Origin of the sequence: Hymenobacter swuensis DY53, assembly GCF_000576555.1 — a bacterium.
GTDB lineage: Bacteria > Bacteroidota > Bacteroidia > Cytophagales > Hymenobacteraceae > Hymenobacter > Hymenobacter swuensis.
Genome location: NZ_CP007145.1, coordinates 1,556,022 through 1,576,687, shown reverse-complemented (window position 1 = coordinate 1,576,687; position 20,666 = coordinate 1,556,022). Strand labels below are relative to the sequence as shown.

Annotated in this window: 16 protein-coding genes; 11 read left to right on the top strand and 5 right to left on the bottom strand. The window is 59.9% G+C overall.

Going from position 1 to position 20,666, the window contains the following annotated elements; translation table 11 throughout:
- The first annotated feature begins 102 nt into the window (after positions 1-102).
- Together HSW_RS08230 and HSW_RS08225 are read left to right on the top strand one after the other, a co-directional pair.
- A complete protein-coding gene (locus tag HSW_RS08230; protein WP_081768579.1) occupies positions 103-1,047 on the top strand; it encodes an NmrA family NAD(P)-binding protein in 945 nt (314 codons plus the stop codon).
- A 148-nt stretch (positions 1,048-1,195) separates the two neighbouring features.
- Positions 1,196-2,209 (top strand): glycoside hydrolase family 43 protein, encoded by a 1,014-nt coding sequence (locus HSW_RS08225; protein WP_044004324.1) that lies wholly within the window; start codon positions 1,196-1,198, stop codon positions 2,207-2,209.
- A gap of 383 nt (positions 2,210-2,592) precedes the next feature.
- Here the strand turns inward: HSW_RS08225 and HSW_RS08220 are convergent, their stop codons facing one another.
- The 5 genes from HSW_RS08220 to HSW_RS22670 form a co-directional block, all read right to left on the bottom strand.
- The gene (locus tag HSW_RS08220) at positions 2,593-3,027 is read right to left on the bottom strand and encodes a hypothetical protein (RefSeq protein ID WP_155832882.1); all 435 of its coding nucleotides are present in this window, start codon (positions 3,025-3,027) and stop codon (positions 2,593-2,595) included.
- A 236-nt stretch (positions 3,028-3,263) separates the two neighbouring features.
- Positions 3,264-4,082, bottom strand: a complete 819-nt coding sequence (locus tag HSW_RS08215) for an NADPH-dependent F420 reductase (protein ID WP_081768578.1) — start codon at positions 4,080-4,082, stop codon at positions 3,264-3,266.
- Between the two features lie 68 nt (positions 4,083-4,150).
- Positions 4,151-5,344: a DUF1624 domain-containing protein gene (locus HSW_RS08210; RefSeq protein ID WP_071883083.1), complete on the bottom strand. Its 1,194-nt coding sequence runs from the start codon at positions 5,342-5,344 to the stop codon at positions 4,151-4,153.
- A 42-nt stretch (positions 5,345-5,386) separates the two neighbouring features.
- Positions 5,387-7,150, bottom strand: coding sequence for a urocanate hydratase (gene hutU / locus HSW_RS08205; protein ID WP_197031970.1), 1,764 nt, complete (start codon positions 7,148-7,150; stop codon positions 5,387-5,389).
- Positions 7,151-7,957: 807 nt separating this feature from the next.
- Complete coding sequence (locus HSW_RS22670; protein ID WP_052346244.1) at positions 7,958-8,743, bottom strand: XRE family transcriptional regulator; 786 nt, start codon at positions 8,741-8,743, stop codon at positions 7,958-7,960.
- Between the two features lie 212 nt (positions 8,744-8,955).
- On the opposite strand from HSW_RS22670, the gene HSW_RS08195 reads away from it, so the two are divergent.
- The 9 genes from HSW_RS08195 (at position 8,956) to HSW_RS08150 (ending at position 20,622) form a co-directional block, all read left to right on the top strand.
- A complete protein-coding gene (locus HSW_RS08195; RefSeq protein ID WP_044001538.1) occupies positions 8,956-9,369 on the top strand; it encodes a type III secretion system chaperone family protein in 414 nt (137 codons plus the stop codon).
- 132 nt (positions 9,370-9,501) lie between these two features.
- Complete coding sequence (locus HSW_RS08190) at positions 9,502-10,206, top strand: PspA/IM30 family protein (RefSeq protein ID WP_044001537.1); 705 nt, start codon at positions 9,502-9,504, stop codon at positions 10,204-10,206.
- 55 nt (positions 10,207-10,261) lie between these two features.
- On the top strand, positions 10,262-10,465 hold the full coding sequence (locus HSW_RS08185; RefSeq protein WP_044001536.1) for a hypothetical protein: 204 nt from the start codon (positions 10,262-10,264) through the stop codon (positions 10,463-10,465).
- A gap of 38 nt (positions 10,466-10,503) precedes the next feature.
- Entirely contained in the window at positions 10,504-11,163 is a 660-nt protein-coding gene (locus HSW_RS08180) for an OB-fold-containig protein (protein ID WP_044001535.1), read from the top strand.
- Between the two features lie 224 nt (positions 11,164-11,387).
- Positions 11,388-13,556 carry a hypothetical protein gene (locus HSW_RS08175; RefSeq protein WP_044001534.1) on the top strand — a complete coding sequence of 723 codons (2,169 nt, stop codon included), beginning with the start codon at positions 11,388-11,390 and terminating at the stop codon, positions 13,554-13,556.
- 170 nt (positions 13,557-13,726) lie between these two features.
- Positions 13,727-14,101, top strand: a complete 375-nt coding sequence (locus HSW_RS08170; protein WP_155832881.1) for a DUF3592 domain-containing protein — start codon at positions 13,727-13,729, stop codon at positions 14,099-14,101.
- A gap of 44 nt (positions 14,102-14,145) precedes the next feature.
- Positions 14,146-19,182 (top strand): DNA repair ATPase, encoded by a 5,037-nt coding sequence (locus tag HSW_RS08165; protein WP_044001532.1) that lies wholly within the window; start codon positions 14,146-14,148, stop codon positions 19,180-19,182.
- A gap of 8 nt (positions 19,183-19,190) precedes the next feature.
- Positions 19,191-19,610: a DUF3592 domain-containing protein gene (locus HSW_RS08160; protein WP_044001531.1), complete on the top strand. Its 420-nt coding sequence runs from the start codon at positions 19,191-19,193 to the stop codon at positions 19,608-19,610.
- A 607-nt stretch (positions 19,611-20,217) separates the two neighbouring features.
- A complete protein-coding gene (locus HSW_RS08150; protein WP_044001529.1) occupies positions 20,218-20,622 on the top strand; it encodes a DUF3592 domain-containing protein in 405 nt (134 codons plus the stop codon).
- Positions 20,623-20,666: the final 44 nt, after the last annotated feature.

The following is a 20,666-nucleotide window of genomic DNA, read 5'->3' as shown; positions in this document are numbered from 1 at the left end:
AGCATAACGGGCCTGACGGCCTGCCAAAGCCCGTGCAGCAACCGTTTTATTTGAACTGGCGGGCCGGGTAGACGTATGGATATTACGACTAACCCGATTACCATGCTGCCTACCGTTCCTGAACAAGTGTTGCCCTCGGCTTCTACCCTCACTTCTACTGCCGCTCCCATTGTGCTGGCGGGTGCCACTGGTGGTCTGGGCTTGCTGATTGCCCATCATCTGCGCCGGCGAGGTGCCACCGTTCGGGCCCTGGTTCGGCCGGAATCCAGCCGCAAAGCCGAGGCGGAATCGTTGCGGCTGCAGGGAGTAGAAGTAGTGGAGACGAACTTCAACAGCGTAGCCGACCTTACCCGCGCCTGCACCGGCGCGGCCTGCGTGGTATCAGCCCTTTCGGGGCTGCGCGATAGTATTGTGGACACGCAGACACGCCTGCTCGATGCGGCCGTGGCAGCGGGTGCCCCGCGATTCATTCCTTCTGACTTCTCAGCCGATTTTACCACGCTTCCCGAGGGTTCTAACCGGAACTTCGATTTACGCCGGGAGTTTCAGCGCCGGCTCGAAAAGGCCCCTATTCAGGCCACATCTATTCTCAACGGCATGTTTATGGACTTGCTGAAAGGCCAGGCGCCAGTAGTACTACCAGGACCACGCCGGGTAGTATACTGGGGTGATGCCGACCAGCCGCTGGACTTTACTACCATGGTGGACACCGCTAATTTCACGGCGGCGGCCGCTCTTGACCCTACCACGCCACGCTTTTTGCGCGTGGCCGGCGAAGTGGCTACTATTCGGGGGCTGCAGGCAGCGGCCAGCGCGGCCGCAGGGCACCCGTTTAAGCTATTTCGGGTGGGAAGTCTGGGAGTACTGCAAAGCATGATTAAGGTGACACGCACTCTGATGCCGGCCAACGACGAGGTATTTCCGCCCTGGCAGGGGATGCAGTACCTGCACAATATGCTTAGCGGCCAGGCCAAGCTGCCAACGCTGGATAATGCCCGCTATCCGGATATCCGCTACACGCAGGTACGAGAGCTACTGGCGAGGTAAAGCCCCGTGCGCGTCCTGGCGTTGCTGGCGTTGTTCAAATTGTGCGGCTCCAGCCGCTGGACACCAGGATACGCAGGGGTGCGGTTCTGCTGCTGTTCCATTGCATACTGAGTAGCAGGCTTGGAATTTTCTCCGTATGTATGCCGTCATGAAGAGACGCCTGCTCTTGCTTACGCTGCCTAGCCTGTTGCTCACTCAAACCGCGCTGGCCCAAACCACCAAACCGGCCTCCGCCAAGCCGAAAACCGTCACCACGACCACTTGGTCCGGCAACCCCATTTTTCCCGGCTGGTACGCCGACCCCGAGGCCGTTGTTTTCGGTAAAACGTACTGGGTGTACCCTACCTACTCCGCGCCGTTTGATGAGCAGGTATTTCTGGATGCCTTTTCGTCGCCCGATCTGGTGCACTGGACCAAGCATCCGCGCATTATAGATACTGCCCGCGTTACATGGGCCCGGCGCGCTATGTGGGCACCGTCAGTAATCCGGAACGGTGGCAAATACTTCCTGTTCTTCGGGGCCAACGATGTGCACGAAGGCGAAACGGGCGGCATCGGGGTGGCTGTGGCCGACCGGCCGCAAGGCCCGTTCAAAGACTATCTGGGCAAGCCGCTCATCGGCAACATTCACAACGGTGCCCAACCCATCGACCAGTTTGTGTTTCAGGACACGGATGGGCAGTACTATATGCTGTACGGCGGCTGGTCGCACTGCAACATTGCGCGCCTCAAGCCCGATTTCACCGGCTTTCTGCCTTTCCCCGACGGCAGCACGTTCAGAGAAATTACGCCACAGAACTATGTGGAAGGGCCATTTATGTTTCGGCGCGACGGCAAATACTACTTCATGTGGTCGGAAGGTGGTTGGACGGGGCCTGACTACTCGGTGGCCTACGCCGTAGCCGATTCGCCGCTGGGACCCTGGCAGCGGGCAGGCAGGATTCTGCAGCAGGATCCGGCCGTAGCCACCGGGGCCGGGCACCACTCAGTGGTGCAGGGGCCGGGTAAGGATACGTGGTACATCGTGTATCACCGCCGGCCTCTTACCGAAACCGACCAAAACCACCGCATCACCTGCATCGACCGGATGTATTTCGATACGCAGGGCCGCATCCTGCCGGTGAAGATTACCAAGGAAGGTGTAGCAAAACAGGGCTTTTAGCCCATCAGCACGGAATTCAGAAATCCACCGTCTGCAGGCGGCCTTTCCGGAACAGCAATAGCAACGCAGCATCCGTTGCCTCTCCCGGGCGACTGACAGAGGGTTCATCATTCTATTTGGCTGAAACCGGGTAAAGGCGGCGGACATACTCCAGTGTTGTATTCTTATCGAGCATGAGCGGGCCAATGTTCCCCTATTGCCTGCTCCTCTTGTACACCGGTCGACTATTTCCTGATCGGCAGCTTGCTTACGAAGGGATAGCAGCCAACCTATCTGTCAACTCCTCTACCAAGCATGTTGCGCCCGGCGCCCGAGCGAAGCCTCCCGCATGGGAGTCATTGCCAGCGCCCCTGCCTGCTAAGAAGCACTTTTGGGGGTGGCAATCATTCCGCTCCTCGTATTGAAGCGGGCAAAGCCTCCAGCAGCTGCTTGCTGGTGAACCGGAAGCTGACCGATTCTCCTTGACAGTCAATGTGGCTAGCGTAAGTAGTAGCCCAGAGAAAGGTTTCAACCTGCACGGGCCCAAAAGCCGCCCAGGGAATGAACAGTGGCGGGTGCCCAATGTAAAAGATTTTCCAGGTAGTCAGCCATACGCCCTGCGGAGTAATGCCGGCCCGCACGGCATTATTGTATTTCACCGGCCCGATGCGCAGGTAGCTCAGCAACTGCCGGTTTACCGTGGCGGGTACGTCGGCCACGGCGTACGCACCGGCCAAACGACTCCAACCCATCCGGGAAATCATGAACACCACCAAACACCAGAAGGCCCCGAAGACGGGCAGGAACAGTAGCGGGAGCCAAGGCACGACAGGATGCATACGCAGGAATACGCGGGGACTTGGGACAGGGTTGAAACGGCCTGCAGCTGACGCGCTACGGCTACGGCAGAAGCAGTTTGCCGCTGGCACTTTGGGAGTGAATGAGTGTAAACAAACAACGCCGCCCCAGTTTCCCGGGACGGCGCAGTAGTGGTTTGCCGTTGATAATACAACGGCATCTTTTATAATTTTCAGATAACCGTAAAAGCCTTTTCAGTTGTTTATCCGGTCTTCTGCTACTTCAACTTGATGCCCTGAGCTTCCATGGCCTGCTCCGTCTTGGCATGGTTGGCCAGGTACTCGGCGTGCTGGGCCTCGGTGCGCTCGGTGCCGAGGCTCTCGAAATGCTCGCGCAGCTTGTCGGCGGGCAGGTCGGCACCGTAGGATGGGGTGCCGGGCTGCTGGCGCCACGATTGGTGCAGAGTGCCGTCGTCCACGGCGTCGAAGCCCAGCTCGTCAACTAGGGCCATTACCTTCTGCTTGGCGGCGGCATCGTCGCCGGCAACGGGCAACGAAATGCGGCCGGGCGTGCCGGCAGCTTGCCCCTTGTTTTGCAGGTGGTCGGCGTAGATGTTGTTGAACACCTTCACCACGGGGCGGCCCAGGTGCTGCTGCACCCATTCACTTTCGGTCAGCGAGCCGGTTTCTAGCTCCGCAATCTGGCCGTCGCGCAGGTGGGGGTAGTAGTTGCTGGTGTCGATGACGGGTACCTCGGCCGGCACGCTGGCGAACAGGTCTTTGGGCAGGTCGGGAATATTTTTCAGCGGGATGGTTACCACGATGATGTCGCTGCCGTGGCGGGCCGCTTCCTCGGCCGTAACGGGCGTAGCGCCGGTTTTCTGCGCCACGTCCTTGAGCGTCTCGGGGCCGCGGGAGTTGGCGATATATACGTTATGGCCGAGGCTGGTGAGCCGCACGGCCAGGGCGCTGCCAATGTGGCCGGCGCCAATGATTCCGATGTTCATAGTTCGTGTGGTTTGGTTTGAATGGCCGTTAGGTGCGGCCGCAGGGAGGTAAACAAAGGAGACGGGCGTTTTGCTTTTTCCTGGACTCATCAGAACGAACAACGCCGCCCGAGCGAGGTTCGGGCGGCGTTAGGAAACTGTTTACTAGTTGCACTTCTCTACAAATATGCCAACCACCAGTAGCTATTCCTTTGCTTGAAGCGGCGGTACCAACTGCAGGGCCAGTACAGGGCCAGCACTACCACGGCCCACACAACATAGGCGCGCAACAAGCTGGGTTCATAATTCTTCGGCCAGGCTGTGGGATTCGCAAATGCCAAATTAATGGCTTGCCCAAATGCCCAGTGAGTCCAGAGGCAGGCTCCTGCGCTGATTACAAGTAAGTGTAGCAGGAAGTAAAAAAATGGTACCTGCCCAAAGGTACGCAGCCAGCGAGTTAAGCGGTTATCTACCGCTTCCAATCGACTCAAAAGTAACAGGGATACCCCCAGTGTCAGGCATACGAACAGCAAAGAGGGCGGATACTTGCTTACATTCAGAAAAGACAGGGCAGTATATAGCCCTCCTTTGGGCTGCACGCTCCAGGGTGTTGGGTCGCCGTACCAGTTTGTAAAGCGCAGGCTGAAGAAGACCGCCAGCATGCCTGCGCCAGTCATACGTAGCAGTTTCTTCCTCTCAGACATCGGCCGCACAAACCAAGGCCCTAGCAGGTAACCAGCCAGCATTACGCCCAACCAGGGACCAACGGAATACGCAACCAACAATGGCGGTAGTAGCCCGACCGACAGCAGAAAGGGGCCGTTATGCAGCAAGGCCCACCCAGTAGTAGCAGCAGTTATAGGCTGAACGGATGGCAACGCATTATGGCCTACCAGAATGAATGCTGCCAGCAGCATCAGGGCTAGGCGAGGTAACCAGAGCAGAGCCGCTAACAGTACCATTCCGCACCCAATAACCCATATTACTTGTAACAGAATCATGCTGTAGCTCCACTGCAGCAGAAAGGAAATAACTCCCACCTCCATCAGTACCAGCCACAGCCCCCGCTTAAGCAAAAACCGACTGGTAGCACTCTGGCTTTTGAGCTTTTGCTGCTGCAGCCAGATACTCACGCCTGAAAGGAACACAAATGTCGGAGCGCAGAAGTGGGTAATCCAACGCGTGAAAAACAGCAGTTCACTCGTTTGCGACAAGTCTTTGGGCCTGAATGCAGTGGGACTCCAGAAGTCCCGAACATGGTCGAGGGCCATCACAACCATCACCAAACCACGCACGACATCAATGGCCTGCACCCGCATGGGAACTACGCCACCGAGGGCAGGAACTGCTGGTGTTTCAGGTGATGGATACATACGGCGTTGATGAAACGTGAAACGTTACCTGCAGAAAACACGCTACTCCCACCCCGGAATCTGCACCCCACGCTCCTCAGCCACCTGCCGGGCCAACTCATAGCCGGCGTCGGCGTGGCGGAAGACGCCCATGCCGGGGTCGGTGGTGAGCACGCGGCTCAGGCGCTCGGCTTTTTCGGGGGTGCCGGTGGCCACTATCACCATGCCGGAGTGGGTGGAGTTGCCGATGCCCACGCCGCCGCCGTTGTGCAGCGACACCCAGTCGGCGCCGCTGGCGCAGTTGGCCAGGGCGTTGAGCAGGGGCCAGTCGGCTACGGCGTCGGAGCCGTCGAGCATGCCTTCGGTTTCGCGGTTGGGCGAGGCCACAGAGCCGCAGTCGAGGTGGTCGCGGCCGATGACGATAGGGGCCGATACTTCGCCCCGCGCCACCAAGTCGTTGATGACCAAGCCGAACTTCTCCCGCTCGCCGTAACCCAGCCAGCACACCCGGGCCGGCAAGCCGATGAACGGCACCTTGGCCTGGGCCTTCTCAATCCAGCGGGCCAGCATCTTATTATCGGGGAAGGTTTCCAGCAAAGCACGGTCGATGCGCAGAATATCCTGGGGGTCGCCGCTGAGGGCGGCCCAGCGAAAAGGGCCTTTGCCCTCGCAGAACAGCGGCCGGATGTAGCCGGGCACGAAGCCGGGGTAGAGAAACTGACCGTTGTCGTCGCGTACCTTGAGGCCGCCTTTCTCAGCCTGGCCGCGCAGGTTGTTGCCGTAGTCGAGGGCCACCGCGCCGGCCGTTTGCATGTCAATAATGGCTTGGCAGTGCTTCATGATGGACTGCAGCGCCTGCCGCCGGAACTCGGCGGGGTCATCCTTGCGCAGCTGCAACACGGCGTCAATGTCGCCTTCAGGAATGTAGTCGAGCAGGTCGTGGGCTGAGGTCTGGTCCGTTACGATGTCCACTTTGTAGCCCTGGGTCAGCAGCTGGGGCAGCACGGTGGCGGCGTTGCCGGTGAGGCCGATGCTCCAGCCGGTGCGGGCGGCTTTGTACTGCTCGCACAGGGCTAGGGCGTGCGGCAGGTCGCGGGCCTGCTCGTCGAGGTAACCTTCCCGCACCTTCTGCTTCACCCGCTCGTCAATCGGCTCGATGACCAGGCACACGCCGTCGTTCATGGTCACGGCCAGCGGCTGCGCGCCGCTCATGCCGCCCAGCCCGGCCGTGACGGTAACGGTTCCAGCCAGTGTGCCTGCAAAGTGCTTGTCGGCCACGGCGGCGAAGGTTTCGTAGGTGCCCTGCAAAATGCCCTGGGTGGCAATGTAAATCCAAGAGCCGGCCGTCATCTGCCCGTACATCATCAGCCCCAGCCGGTCCAGCTCATCGAAATACTCCTGGGTACTCCAGGCGGGCACGAGGTTGGAGTTGGCAATGAGTACGCGCGGAGCGTGGGCCCAGGTACGCAGCACGCCCACCGCCTTGCCGCTCTGCACCAGCATGGTTTCGTCGGGCTCCAGGTTTTTGAGGGTGCGCACAATGGTCTGATACTCTTTCCAGTTGCGGGCGGCGCGGCCGGCCCCGCCGTACACAATCAGCTCGTCGTACACGAGGCTCACGGCCGGGTCGAGGTTGTTTTCCAGCATCCGCAGGGCCGCTTCGGCTTCCCAGGTTTTGCAGCGCAGTGTGATGCCGTGCTGGGCGCGCACGGTTTCTGCGGGCTTGTACTCGTAGTACATGGGCCGGGTGGCGGACGCGGCCGGCGCGGCCGATTGGCTGGTGGCTTCCAGGTTCAGCTCGGGCGTATCGAGGGCGGAATGGGGCATAGTGGATTGGGTGGGAGTTGGGAGCTGGAAGTTATTGCTTTTGCCGGCCGGCCGGAAGCCACAGCCGGAAATAGAGCAGCTTTTTTGCCGGCTCTTCGTCCCAGATTCACTGGCTGACGGGCAAAGAAGCCTGGTTCGTCTAATAATAACCTGGGATTAATATACCTCGCCGTAGTTTTGTCGTATGAGTCGGCAACACCTCCGGGCAAGGAGGTAGCTTTCTGATTACCTGACCCTTACTCTATGCAGCGTTTTTCCACTCTCTTGCGCTTTCTGGTTCTTTTCGTGTTGCTGATCTTAGGAGCCGCCAACCGTCCGCAGCCCCAGCCCGCTCCCCTTTCCGATGCTATTTCGGCCCTTTTACGCAGCGTGACGCCTTTCAACGGCTAACCGCTGCCTGGCCTATGGGCCCGGTTATTTACCTTCCTATTTTCTCCGCGACGCGAAGCCTGGCTTCGCGTTTTTGTTTGGTAACAGGGAGCAGGCTATTAGTTTATTGATAGTGGTTTTTAGCAGTTACCCACAGGTTTTGATAGTGAAGGGAACGGAATAAGCTGTATAGGAACCGGGTTATGCACTTGTCTGATAGGCGATTTTCTTTGCATATTGCCGGGGTATATTTCTATCACCTGATATGGCTGAGTTGTTCCAGTATCTGAAAGACGGGCTGCGCTGGCTGGGCGACCTCCTGCTGGATGGTCTGCTCGCCGATTTATTCGCTTGGCTGAGCGACTGGTTTTCTTCCTGACCAGCTCTCCGAAGCGAGAAATGACCGGAAGGCCCATTGGCTTATTGCCCAAACGCCGCCTACCCGTCCAGACGCGCCAGTAGCTCCTCCACCTGCCGCTCCAGCCGCGTCACCCGGTCCTCGATGCGGGACGGCGGACGCAGATGAGTGGTAAACACGGCCTTCACTTCCCAGATTTCCAGTGCCTGATCAAGCGAGAATTCTTGGGCGCCGTAGTCGGGATTGTCGGCACGGAGCCGGAGCACGTTAGCGGGCAGGCGCTCGGATAGGCGGCGCACCAGCAAGCTGTTTTGCGTAACGAAAGCATAAATGCGGCCCGGCCGCAGGGTGGCTGTGGCCTTATCTACGCGGCAGCACAGCACCACGTCCTGATGGCGCAGGCCCTGCTGCTGGTGCTGCATTTCGGCCCCAACAATCTCAAAGGCCCGGGTGGCCGGCCCCAGCTGGTGCGGAAACGTGAGCGGCGGCAGCGCGTCGATGAAGGCGGTGTTGTGGTGCTGCACAATGTACTCAAGCAGGCGGTCGGCGGGCACGAAGGGCGTGAGTCGGGCCAGCCGGTCGGCCGTGGCAGCAACTGGCGTGGCGGGTGCTTCGGGGGTCGCTTCCTGCCGGAAAATATCGAAATGGTAAAGCTCGTTTACGGTTAGCTCTTTCGTAAGTAGCAGATCTACGGACAAGCCAAAATGATGAGCAATCTGGATCAGCGTCTCCATTTTTGGCTCAGATCGACCCTCTTCGTAAGCCCCCACGCTGGGCCGGGCCAGGCCAAACAGCTCGGCAAAAGCGGCCTGACTCAGCTTCTTGACAGTTCTTATCTTGCGGATGTTCTTCCCTACGTACGACATGCGGCGGAAATTATTTTCGCTCAAAGTTTGAGCTTATCTCAAACTTTGAGTACACTTGCATCGTAAAGCTAGCACATATTCCCGATGACCGTTTTTCAGTCCGCTATTTTTTTGAGCCATTAGAATAGCAGTCATCCTGCACCACGCGGCAAACTGCTTCTCGATACTGCTTACCTTCTGGCCGGTTTTCTACTTCCCCTACCGCTTACTCTATGGCCAACTCTTACTTCTATAAGATTCAGAACTACCTACTGGAGCTTGACTTCGACATTCAGCACCAGGATGAGACCAACAACCTGCTGGTGGTGAGCAAGCCGGAGCTGGGCATCGAGCACTTGGTGCTGGGCTGCGGCGAGCCGCTGCTGATTCTGGAGCAGTACCTGCTGGAGCTGCCCACCCCCAGTTGCGACATCTACCAGCGGCTGCTACAGAAAAACCGCGACATCATTCACGGGGCCTTTGTGCTGGACGAAACGGGCCGCAAGGTCATCTTCCGCGACACGCTGCAGCTGGAGCACCTCGACCGGCCCGAGCTGGAGGCCGTTTTCAACTCGCTGGGCTTGCTGCTCAGCGAGTTCAGCGACGAGTTGATTGCGTTTTCAAAATCGGGTTCTGAGGACGCCTGACCGTCATGCTGAGCCTGTCGAAGCATCTCTACCGCTTCGTTGCAGTAGTAATCAGACGAAGCGGTAGAGATGCTTCAGCTTCGCTCAGCATGACGAGCCAAACTTCCTCAACACCCCAAACTTCCAATAGCCATGAACCTCTTCAACCGCATCTTCAAAATTGGGCAGGCCGAAGCGCATTCGGCAGTCAATCAGTTCGAGGACCCGATCAAGCTGACCGAGCAGGGTTTGCGCGATCTGCGCGAAGACCTTGATAAGGCCCTGCATGCACTGGCGGAGGTGAAGGCCCTGGTCATTCGCAGCCGCAACGATGCTGAGACGGAGCGCAGCCGCGCCCTCGACTACGAAAACAAGGCCGTGCTGCTGCTGCAAAAGGCTCACCGCCAGGAGCTGGAGGCCCCCGAAGCCGACCGCCTCGCCACGGAAGCCCTGCTCAAGAAAACCCAGCACGAAGCCCAGGCCGCCCGCGCCACCCAGGAGCAGCAGAAGTTCGAGGCCTCGGCCCAGCAGCTCGACCAGAACGTGCAGCAGCTCAAAAGCACCATCTCGCAGTGGGACAACGAGTTGAAAACGCTGAAAGCCCGCGTGACGGTGAGCACGGCCACCAAAACCATCAACCAGCAGCTGGCCCAGCTGGATTCGTCAGGCACGGTGGCGCTACTGGAGCGCATGAAGGACAAGGTGGCCACCGAGGAAGCCCTGGCCGAATCGTACGGGCAGATTGCGCAGGAAAGCAAGTCCATTGACCAGGAAATCGATAAGGCGCTGGGCAAAGACAGCAGCGGACAGGCCTCGGCCGATTTGCAGGCCCTGAAGGCGAAGCTGGGGCTGGGGTAAACGGCCCTTCCTCCCATTTCTAGCTCTCTGTTATACTTACTGCACTTCTTTGAACATGAAAGAAAAAACCCAGCGGGTGCTGGGCGTCTTGATGCTCTTGGCCGGCGTGGCTTTTCAGATATTTCACTTCACTGACTTCGGCAATGGCCGGACGCTGATGGTTTTTGGCCTCATGATTAGCCTGACCACCTACGTTGGCTACGCCAAGCGTCTGCAAGCCGAAAACGAGGAGCTACGCCGCCAGCTGCCGACGGCCTAACCACATTTCATTCTTAGTATCCGGCGGTTCCCTGCTCTATGACCGAACTTCTACACGCTGCTGTTTCGCCGCCCAACCTGCTGCCGACTGGCCTGCTGGTGTTTGTGCTGCTCTACTGGCTGACGGTGCTGCTGGGGGTGCTCGACTTCAAAACCATCGACGTGGATACCGACCACGCCGGGCACCTGGGCACCGATGGCCACGCCGCGCCCGATACGGCCCATGCGGGCGTGAGCTGGCTGAACCACGCGCTGGCGTTTTTCAACCTGGGCCGGGTGCCGCTGATGGTGTTCGTGAGCCTGGTGGCGCTGCCGTGGTGGGTGGGCAGCATCCTGCTGAATTACTACCTGGGCAACACGTCGGGGCTGCTGGGGCTGGCACTGCTGATGCCGCTGCTGCTGGGTAGCCTGCTGGTAGGCAAGGTGCTGACCACGCCGTTTGTGCGGCTGTTTGCGGCCATGGAGCACAACCACGACAGCGGCGCGCAGCCGCTGGGCAAAGTCTGCACGTTGCTGCTGCCCGCCAGCCAGGAGCAACTGGGCCAGGCCAGCGTGCCGCAGCGTGCCGGCGCGCCGCTGGTGCTCAACGTGCGGGCCGCCTCAGCCGCCAGCGAGCTAAAAAAAGGCGACACGGCCCTGATAATCGATTACGATGCCGCCCGCCGCTGCTACCTTGTGGAGCCCTATGACGCGCCCTGAACGCTGCTCAGGGCGGTATCCGGTGTAGAGACGCGACACTTCGCGTCTCGTCATTGAACGGCCCGAAACTACGCCATTAGCCAACGTCAGCAACGACGAGACGCGAAGTGTCGCGTCTCTACATCGGTCAATACAGGCTCTTAACATCCTGCTCCTGCGCGGCAGCTACCCATATTTTTCTCTTTTTTTCTCCCGATTTGCCTCTACTCCTACTCCTTACTTCCATGCTGGAACAACTCTCTCTTGCGGTGCTGGTCATCGTCGCCGTTCTTATTCTGGGCTTTATTGCCATTGTGGCCCGCATGTATAAAAAGGCTGTGCAGGGCGAGGCCCTGGTACGCACGGGCATGGGCGAAACCAAGGTATCGTTCAGCGGCATCTTTATTGTGCCGGTGCTGCACAAGCTGGAGGTGATGGACATCAAGCTCAAAACCATCATCATCCAGCGGGCCGGCTCCGAGGGGCTGGTGTGCAAAGACAACCTGCGGGCCGACGTGAAGGTGAACTTCTTCGTGCGCGTCAACAAAACCCACGACGACGTGCTGAACGTGGCCCAGAGCATCGGCGCGCACCGCGCCTCCGACCCGGCCGCGCTGGAAAACCTCTTCGACGCCAAGTTCTCGGAAGCCCTCAAAACCGTGGGCAAGCACTTCGATTTCATTGAGCTGTACAACTCCCGCGAGCAGTTCAAGCAGGAAATCCTGCGCATCATCGGCACCGACCTCAACGGCTACGTGCTCGACGACTGCGCCATCGACTACCTGGAGCAAACCCCGCTCACGGCCCTGAATCAGGACAACATTCTCGACGCCGAGGGTATCAAGAAGATTATTGCCCTGACCTCGGAGCAGAAAATCCAGGCCAACTCCATCCAGCGCGAGCAGCAGAAAACCATCAAGAAGCAGGACGTAGAGGCCCAGGAAACCATTCTGCAGCTGGAAAAGCAGCTGATTGAAAACCAGGAAAAGCAGAAGCGGGAAATTGCCAACATCAAGGCCCGCGAAAACGCCGAGGCGGCCAAGGTGCAGCAGGAAGAAACCCTGAAATCGGAGAAGGCACGCATCGCCACCGAGGAAGAAGTGGGCATTGCCGAGCAGAACCGCGACCGGCAGGTGCTGGTGGCCGAGCGCAACAAGCAGCGCACCGACGCCGTGGAAACGGAGCGCGTAGCCCAGGCCAAAGCCCTGGAAATAAACGAGCGGGAGCGGATTGTGGCCCTCGCCCAGATTGAAAAGGAGAAGGCCCTGGAAGAAGAGAAAAAGAACATCCAGACCATTATCCGGGAGCGAATCACGGTGGAAAAGGCCACGGTGCAGGAAGAAGAAAAAATCAAGGACACCCGCGCCCAGGCCCTGGCCGAGCGCGAAAAGCTGGTGGCCCTGACGGCCGCCAAGCAGCAGGCCGAAGCCGCGACAGTCACGCTGGTGGGCAACGCCGACATGGAGCGCCAGGCCGCCGAGTTCCGCGCCAAGCAGGCCCTCATTGATGCCGAAGCCGAGAAGGCCGCCGCCGAGTTCAAGGGCCAGGCCATCCGCACGCTGGCCGAAGCCGAAGCCAGCAAGGCCACGGCCGTAGGCCTGGCCGAAGCCCAGGTGATGCAGGCCAAAGCCACCGCCCGCCAGAAGGAAGGCGAAACCGAGGCCGCCGTGCTCCAGCTCACCGCCGCCGCCGAGGCCCAGGCCATCCAGGCCAAAGCCGGCGCTCAGGCCGAAGCCGACGAGAAGCTGGGCCTGGTAGCCGCCAAAGTAAACCGCGAGAAAGGCCAGGCCGATGCCGACATCATCCAGTTCCGCGCCGACGCCGACCAGAAGAAGGGGCTGGCCGAAGCGGCCGTATCGGAGCAGAAATTCGCGGTGGAAGCCAAGGGCATCGAAGCCAAGGCCGACGCCATGAAGAAGCTCGACGGCGTGGGCAAAGACCACGAGGAATTCAAGCTGCGCCTCGACAAGGACAAGTCGGTGGAGCTGGCTCAGATCAACATCCAGAAGGACATTGCCGCCTCGCAGGCCGGCGTTATCGGCGAGGCCCTCAAAGCCGCCAAAATCGACATCGTGGGCGGCGAAACGATGTTCTTCGACCAGATCATCGGCTCCATCACCAAGGGCAAGATGATTGACCGCACGGTGCATAACTCCGAAGTGCTGGGCACCGTGAAGGACGCCTTCTTCAGCCCCGACGGCAGCGGCGACTTCAAAGCCAACCTGCGCCGCTTCGTGGACCAGTTCGGCCTAAGCTCAGAGGACATGAAGAACCTGAGCGTCTCGGCCCTGCTGCTGAAGATGATGAACCAGGCCGGCGACGACGCCACCCGTGCCACCATCACGCAGCTGGCCGGCACGGCTGTGGCGCTGGGCATCGGAGATAAGCCGGCGCGGATGCTGGAGCTAAAGTAAGAGCGTTCCACCTCAACCCCTCTCCTTTTCGGAGAGGGGAAACTGGCTTCTACCCTTTAAAGGCTAGTACTGGCTCGTCTCTACCTCTAAAATCTACAACTAGAGCCCCTCTCCTTTTTCGGAGAGGGGTTGGGGTGAGGCGACTAGATTCTAACGCTGGCTACCTGCTCATGCAAGCTCCCGATTCTACCACTCCCCAAATGACCCGCCGGCAAACCGTGGGCATCATCCTTGGCCTGGCTTTCTGCATTGCCCTTTTTGCCGGCCTTATCTACTTCGTTAAAGCGGATAGGGCCGAAAAGCGGGCGTTGATTCTGAAAAATCCGGGGTACGCCACGGGCATTATTACCCGAGTCAGAAGGTACAAGGGCCGGCGCATATCCGTGCGGTATACCGTGGGCGGCGTGGAGCATTTCCTTCGGACGCGGGTGTCCAGAAACTTTTTGCGCACCCACGCCAAAGGCGACACTACCGCCGTCATCTACGCTAAATCAGATCCAGCCAATGCTATCCTGAAGGCCCGGTTACGGTCGTCACGATACTAATTAGCCGTTTTTTCTCCCTGCAAGGGTCTGTGCCTTGCCCTCCTATGGAAGCTCAAGCTACCCAACTCGAAACCGGCACCTACGAAATCCTGCGCAACCGCCTGCTCAAGAGCAGCACCGACCTGCGCCAGCGCCTCGACCAGCTCAACACGGAGCGCAAGCAGGTGTTCGGGGCCGTGGATACGCGCCTGTTGGGCACCGGCCGCATCAGCACCGAAAATAACTGCGTGGCCTGGGACATGGTGCCGGTGGGCCAGCGGTTCATCTTCGGCTATAATGTGGTGCTGGGGCTGAAGGCAGAGCCAGATCTGGCCGACGTGTTTGGGGTGTACGAGTACGCCGGGCACGATTTCCGGCCGCTGGGGCTGGAGCTGCTGCAGCACCCGCAGTTTCTGGAGGAGTTCCGCAACCTCTACCGCTACTACAAAAACACCCAGTTCGTGAAGTTCGCCGTCATTGGCGTGCACCTGTTCATGGTGTTTCGGGTGGGTAAGAGTGCGTCGGATGTGAAGACGTTTAAGTGGCTGGTGCAAGGTGATACACTGACCTACCTCGACAACCGCTCCGACCACGAGTACACCTTCCCGCCCCAGCACGAGTTCCAGTGGAAGCGCGCCACCCGCGACATGCAGCGCGGCGGCAAGCATCCCCACATCAGCATCGAGGACAAGGTGTTCGTGGAAACCGTGGGCGGCGACCTGACCATCAAAATCGAGGACAACACCAGCACCGGCCACGGCATTCTGAGCGAGCCGGTCGATGATAAGGATCAGACCCTCGACGACTCGGAAATCTACTTTGCGGTGGTCGGCAACCTGATTCTGCTCAAGATCCGGCCCTACCAGGAGCAGACGTATCGTTACTTCATCTTCAACCACAAGCTCAAAACCGCCCAGCGCCTCGATGCCCTGGCCGATGCCTGCGTGCTGCTGCCCGATGGCCAGGGCCTGATCTTCCCCCACGGCTTCTACCTGCAAACCGGCGACAACAAGCTATTCGACAACGGCCTGCGCGAGATGCTGTTTGAGAAGCGCGTGGTGTCGCCGAACGGGGAGGATTTTCTGTACGTGTTCTTCAACAAGGACCACGGCACCTACCTGCTGCTGAGCTACAACCGCATTGCCCAGCGCGTGGACAACCCCATCGTGTGCCACGGCTACGCTTTGTTTGAGAACGGCGAGCTGTGCTACTTCCGGGCCGACGACGAGCCCAAGAAGCACCACGCCGTGCAGATCTGGCAGACGCCCTACACCGCCCCCGATTTCCAGCTGCCCGTCACCTCCGATTCCTACCTCTACAAGCTGGGCAACAAGGAAATCGTGCGGGCCATGAGCGAGGTGCAGGAAGTGCTGACCCTCGCCGGCAAGGACGACAGCTACGCCGGCCTCTACCTCGACCTGATCCGCCAGACCACCGCCCTCACCGACGCCTACCACTGGCTGCGCGAGCCGGCGGCCCAGGCGTTGGCCGAGCCCCTGGCCGAAATCCGCCAGACGGCCACGGCGGCCGTGGAGGAGTTTGAGAAGGTGCAAAGCATCCGCAAAAACACGGCCCAGCAAACGGCCGTCGTGTTTCAGAAAGCCGACGAGCTGACCGGCCGCATCCGCCGCTCGGCGCCCGATACCGTCACGGAGTTTGTGCAGCTGCTGGGCGAGTTGCGCGGGGTGCGTGGCGAGGTAATTTCGCTGAAGGAGTTGCGCTACGTAGAGCTACCGGCCGTGGAAAAGCACGCCCAGGACCTCGAAAGCCTGAGCAAGGAAGTTGCGCTGCAAACCGTGGACTTCCTGCTCCGGCCCGATGCCCTCCTGCCCTATTCCCAGCGCGTGCAGGCCATTGCCGACGGCGTAGAGCAGGTCCAGAAAACCATCGAAGCCGACCAGCGCGAGCAGGAAACCGCCGCCGTAGCCCAGGAGCTGGAGCTGCTGATTGAGGTGGTCAGCAACCTGCCCATCCCCGACCCCACCCAGACCACGGCCATCATCGACAACATCTCGACGGTGTACGCCCGCTTCAACCAGATTCGGGCGGCCCTGAAGCGGCGGCGGCAGGCGCTGGCCGGCACCGAGGCCCAGGCCGAGTTTACCGCTCAGCTCAAGCTGCTGGAGCAGGCCCTCACCAACTACCTCGACCTGGCCGACACGCCCGCCAAGTGCGACGAGTACCTCACCAAGCTCATGGTGCAACTCGAAGAGCTGGAGGGCAAGTTTCCCGACTTCGACCAGTTCATTGAGCAGCTCACCACCCGCCGCGAGCAGGTGGTGGAGGCCTTCGAGTCGAAGAAAACCGCCCTGGTGGCCGCCCGCAACCAGCGCGCCTCGGCCCTGCTGCAAAGCGCCGAGCGGCTACTGAAGGCGGTGCAAAGCCGCGTAAGCCGGCTGGAATCGGTGGCCGACATCAACGGGTACTTTGCCGCCGACGTGATGGTGGAAAAGGTGCGCCAGACCGCCCAGGACCTGCTCAGCCTCGGCGACTCGGTGAAGGCCGACGACGTGCAGAGCCGCCTGAAAACCCTGCGCGAAAACGCCGTGCGCCAGCTCCGCGACCGGGCCGACCTGTTCGCCGACGGCGGCCAGACCCTGCGCTTCGGCACCCACGCCTTCACGGTGAACACCCAGCCCCTGGAGCTGACCGTAGTGCTGCGCGACGGCGACCTGCACTACCACCTCACCGGCACCAACTTCTTCCAGAAGATAACCGACCCGGCCCTGCTGGCCTCCCGGCCCGTGTGGGAGCAAACCGTGGTGTCGGAAAACCAGGATGTGTACCGGGCCGAATTCCTGGCCTGGCGCATTCTGCAGGCGGCCCAGCACCCCGCCCCCGCCAACCCCGAGGCCGGCCACCCCGCCGTGCTGTCGGTGCCCGAGCTGGGCCACCTGAGCGCCGCCGAGCTGCTGAGCTACGTGCAGCAGTTCATGGCCGCGCGCTACCAGGAAGGCTACCTCAAAGGCGTGCACGACCACGACGCCGCCCTGCTGCTCACGGCCCTGGTGCGCCTCACCCGTACCGCCGACCTGCTCCGCTACCCCGCCGACACCCGCGCCGCCGCCGCCCTCTACTGGCTGCGCTTCGCTGACCCCGACCAGCGCGCCCACTGGGAGCGGCAGCTGCAGGGCATCGGCGTGCTGCTCCAGGTCTTCCCCGATTCGCAGGAGTTCGACGCCCTCAAAGCCGAGCTGCAAACCGCCATCGAAACCTTCGCCACGCAAACCGGCCTGTTCACCCCCGCCCAGGTGCAGGAAGCCGGCGACTACCTGTTCCACGAGCTGACCCACACCGGTTCCTTCATCATCTCCCAGGAAGCCGCCGACCTGCACCAGCAGTTCCAGAAGCAGCTGCAGGAGCGCCACGCCACCGACCTCTTCCAGCAGTCCATCGACCAGCTCCAGGACCAGCCCGTAGCGCAGTTCCAGCTGGTGCGCCAGTGGGTGCAGGCGGCGAACCCCACCCCCCAGCCCCCTCCCCTCCGGGATAGGGGAAGCCTCGCGTCAGAAAACGGCGCTGGCGTATCACAACAAACTACGTCAAATGATAATCGTCAGGCTCCCCCTATCCCTAAGGACTCTGCGCATAAAGCAGATGCGGGGTCGGGGGGTGAGGTAGCCGTCCTGCTGCTCACCCAAACCTTCGACCCCGCCCGCGTCGTCCACACGCCCACCACTGAAAACCTCGACGGCTTCCAGGGCACCCACCCGCGCATCGTTTCCACTAACAACGGACAACTAACAACTAACAACTACCACCTCAACTTCCCCGAGTTCCGCCGCCGCCTGCTGCACTACGACCGCGCCACTGTGGCCCAGTACGAGCAGTTTCAGGAGACGAAGAAGCAGCTGCTGGCCCGGGCCGCCGAGGATATGCGCCTGGAAGACTTCCGGCCCCGTGTGCTCACGTCCTTCGTGCGCAACCGCCTCATCGACCAGGTGTACCTGCCGCTCATCGGGGCCAACCTGGCCAAGCAGATCGGGACGGCCGGCGAGGGTAAGCGCACCGACCTGATGGGGCTGCTCCTGCTGATTTCGCCGCCCGGTTACGGCAAAACCACCCTCATGGAGTACGTGGCCAACCGCCTGGGTCTCATCTTCATGAAAATCAACGGCCCGGCCATCGGCCACGCCGTGACGAGCGTGGACCCCGCCCAGGCCCCCAACGCCGGGGCCCGGCAGGAGCTGGAGAAGCTGAACCTAGCCTTCGAGATGGGCGACAACGTGATGATCTACGTCGACGACATTCAGCACTGCAACCCCGAGTTTCTGCAGAAGTTTATCTCGCTCTGCGACGCCCAGCGCAAGATTGAGGGCGTGTACCAGGGCCGCCCCCGCACCTACGACTTCCGGGGCCGCAAAGTGGCCGTGGTGATGGCCGGCAACCCTTATACCGAAAGTGGCGACGTATTCCAGCTGCCCGACATGCTGGCCAACCGCGCCGACATCTACAACCTCGGCGACATCCTCACGGCGGGCTCCGAAGAGGCATTCCGCCTCTCCTACCTCGAAAATGCCCTCACCAGCAACACGGCCCTGGCCCGCCTCGCCACCCAAAGCCCCCAGGACGTGCCCGCCCTCATCCGCCTCGCCGAAACCGGGCAGCAGGACGGCCTCAGCTTCGAGGGCAACCACTCGCCCGAGGAGCTCAACGAGTACGTGGCCGTGCTCGGCCAGCTGCTGCGCCTGCGCGATGTGGTGGCCAAGGTAAATGCCGCCTACATTGCCAGCGCTGCCCAGGCCGACGCCTACCGCACCGAGCCGCCGTTCAAGCTGCAAGGCTCCTACCGCAACATGAACAAGCTGGCCGAGAAAGTCCGCCCCGTGATGAACGACCAGGAAATCACCGACCTGCTGGCCGCCCACTATGAAAGCGAGGCACAGACCCTGACCAGCGCCACCGAAGCCAACTTGCTCAAGCTGCGCGAACTACTCGGCTGGCTCACCCCCGAACAAACCGCCCGCTGGCAACAAATCAAGCAAACCTACCTCGACAACCTCCGCCACTCCGGCCCCGCCCAGCTCCTGCAGATGCTGGAGAAACTGGAAAACATAGCCGGCGGATTGAGCGGGATTCGGGAGGCGCTAAAGCGGGAGTAGTTTTCGGTATGGGTTCAGAACTTCAAATATTCCTGTGGCTTGCTATGGGTGCCGCTTGCCTTCTATCAGGCAATACCTTACGCCACAAACACCAACGATTAGCCCGAGAGGGCCAAATGACCACCGGCACTGTCACTAGCGTCATCGATGATTCCTGGCTGAAGGTTTTTGGCGACCAAGGACTTTATCAGCATTCAATACGTTTTGTCACTGCTGATAAGCGCTGGATTTCCAAGAGTTACACCAATTTGACTGACGGTTTTCAAAGTCGCTACCGTGAAGGCGACATCGTAGACGTTATATACAACCCCACTGATCCAGAAGAATTTATTATTAGTTCATCTGCTAGTATCCTGGGACCTACCGTGTTCATGCTCATTGGCCTGGGATTTATAAGTTACTCCGCATGGTTGGTTTGGCAATTTTAATGTGGTTAGCATCTGAGTTAAAATCTCAGCATCCTAGAGGCGCTGAAACAGGATCAACTGCTTCCACTTCAGCCTCATCAGCTCCCGCATTTCCCAATGAACACCTTCTTCTTCCTGCTATTCGCAGCGTTTGTTGTAGGAATAGCGTTTGCCCTGTACCGCTCCGATAAAAATTCACACAGCCGCTTACATATTCTCAGGTATGGAAAGCGGGTTCCAGGAGAAATAGTAGACCTGGAGTTTTTTGACCTGTTTCACCGTTTTCCGGTGGTTCGCTTCAGGACAAGTACAGGACAGCTTCTGATGCTCACTGCTTCAGACAGAAAGCACATCACTGAGTGCAGGAAAGGCCAGCAGGTCGAGGTGTGCTACCTGCCAGCGGCACCTGATCAGTTCATAATCATCTCGGGTCTTGACGTCTTGGTCAACTCAAAAACTGAAGTACCAAGCAGCCCCTACCGGCTTGCGAAAGGCCAAGAACGTCGCACTGCCCCAGGCAGACCTAAGTGGCGCTGACGCAGAAACACACCACCAATTCACGCTATTATGCTTGGCGAAGCACAGCGCACTGATGTTGTCCAATCTACCTATTGGTGAATCCGAAATAATGCTGGCACTGGGATGCGCCTTCGGAGCGTACCTCTTCTACTATTTTTTGGGCCGCTACCATGAGCAGCGCCTGATCCAGCAGCACGGCGAAACAACTCAGGGAACAGTAGTTGCCCTGATTCCCATCTATGACCCTGAATATTCCAATGATGTAAACCACTGCAGCTACGACCCTATTATCCAGTTCCAGCCATCCACCGGAGCCCCCATCGCGCTACAGTATACCCGCGCTACATTCACTGACTGGCAGGTAGGCCAACAGTTCACCGTCCGTTACCTCGCCGCCGATCCGCAGCAATTTCTGCTTCCGGCCCACTGGGATTCCAATGAAGACTGGCTGTTTACGGGCATACTGCTGGGGGCAGCTACGGTGCTGATCAGCGTGCTGGCGTATATGAGCTAGCGCCCTCTATACCCGCATCAGCGGACTGCCTACCAACCCGCGCA

Excerpts from the sequence above, each read along its gene's own strand:
- HSW_RS08165 (WP_044001532.1), top strand. The coding sequence starts at position 14,146 with ATGGAAGCTCAAGCTACCCAACTCGAAACCGGCACCTACGAAATCCTG.
- HSW_RS08210 (WP_071883083.1), bottom strand. The coding sequence starts at position 5,344 with ATGTATCCATCACCTGAAACACCAGCAGTTCCTGCCCTCGGTGGCGTA.
- HSW_RS08220 (WP_155832882.1), bottom strand. The coding sequence starts at position 3,027 with ATGCATCCTGTCGTGCCTTGGCTCCCGCTACTGTTCCTGCCCGTCTTC.
- HSW_RS08180 (WP_044001535.1), top strand. The coding sequence starts at position 10,504 with ATGACCGAACTTCTACACGCTGCTGTTTCGCCGCCCAACCTGCTGCCG.
- HSW_RS08225 (WP_044004324.1), top strand. The coding sequence starts at position 1,196 with ATGAAGAGACGCCTGCTCTTGCTTACGCTGCCTAGCCTGTTGCTCACT.
- HSW_RS08160 (WP_044001531.1), top strand. The coding sequence starts at position 19,191 with ATGGGTTCAGAACTTCAAATATTCCTGTGGCTTGCTATGGGTGCCGCT.
- HSW_RS08230 (WP_081768579.1), top strand. The coding sequence starts at position 103 with ATGCTGCCTACCGTTCCTGAACAAGTGTTGCCCTCGGCTTCTACCCTC.
- HSW_RS08185 (WP_044001536.1), top strand. The coding sequence starts at position 10,262 with ATGAAAGAAAAAACCCAGCGGGTGCTGGGCGTCTTGATGCTCTTGGCC.
- HSW_RS08215 (WP_081768578.1), bottom strand. The coding sequence starts at position 4,082 with ATGAGTCCAGGAAAAAGCAAAACGCCCGTCTCCTTTGTTTACCTCCCT.
- HSW_RS08190 (WP_044001537.1), top strand. The coding sequence starts at position 9,502 with ATGAACCTCTTCAACCGCATCTTCAAAATTGGGCAGGCCGAAGCGCAT.
- hutU (WP_197031970.1), bottom strand. The coding sequence starts at position 7,150 with ATGCCCCATTCCGCCCTCGATACGCCCGAGCTGAACCTGGAAGCCACC.
- HSW_RS08175 (WP_044001534.1), top strand. The coding sequence starts at position 11,388 with ATGCTGGAACAACTCTCTCTTGCGGTGCTGGTCATCGTCGCCGTTCTT.
- HSW_RS08150 (WP_044001529.1), top strand. The coding sequence starts at position 20,218 with ATGCTGGCACTGGGATGCGCCTTCGGAGCGTACCTCTTCTACTATTTT.
- HSW_RS22670 (WP_052346244.1), bottom strand. The coding sequence starts at position 8,743 with ATGTCGTACGTAGGGAAGAACATCCGCAAGATAAGAACTGTCAAGAAG.
- HSW_RS08170 (WP_155832881.1), top strand. The coding sequence starts at position 13,727 with ATGCAAGCTCCCGATTCTACCACTCCCCAAATGACCCGCCGGCAAACC.
- HSW_RS08195 (WP_044001538.1), top strand. The coding sequence starts at position 8,956 with ATGGCCAACTCTTACTTCTATAAGATTCAGAACTACCTACTGGAGCTT.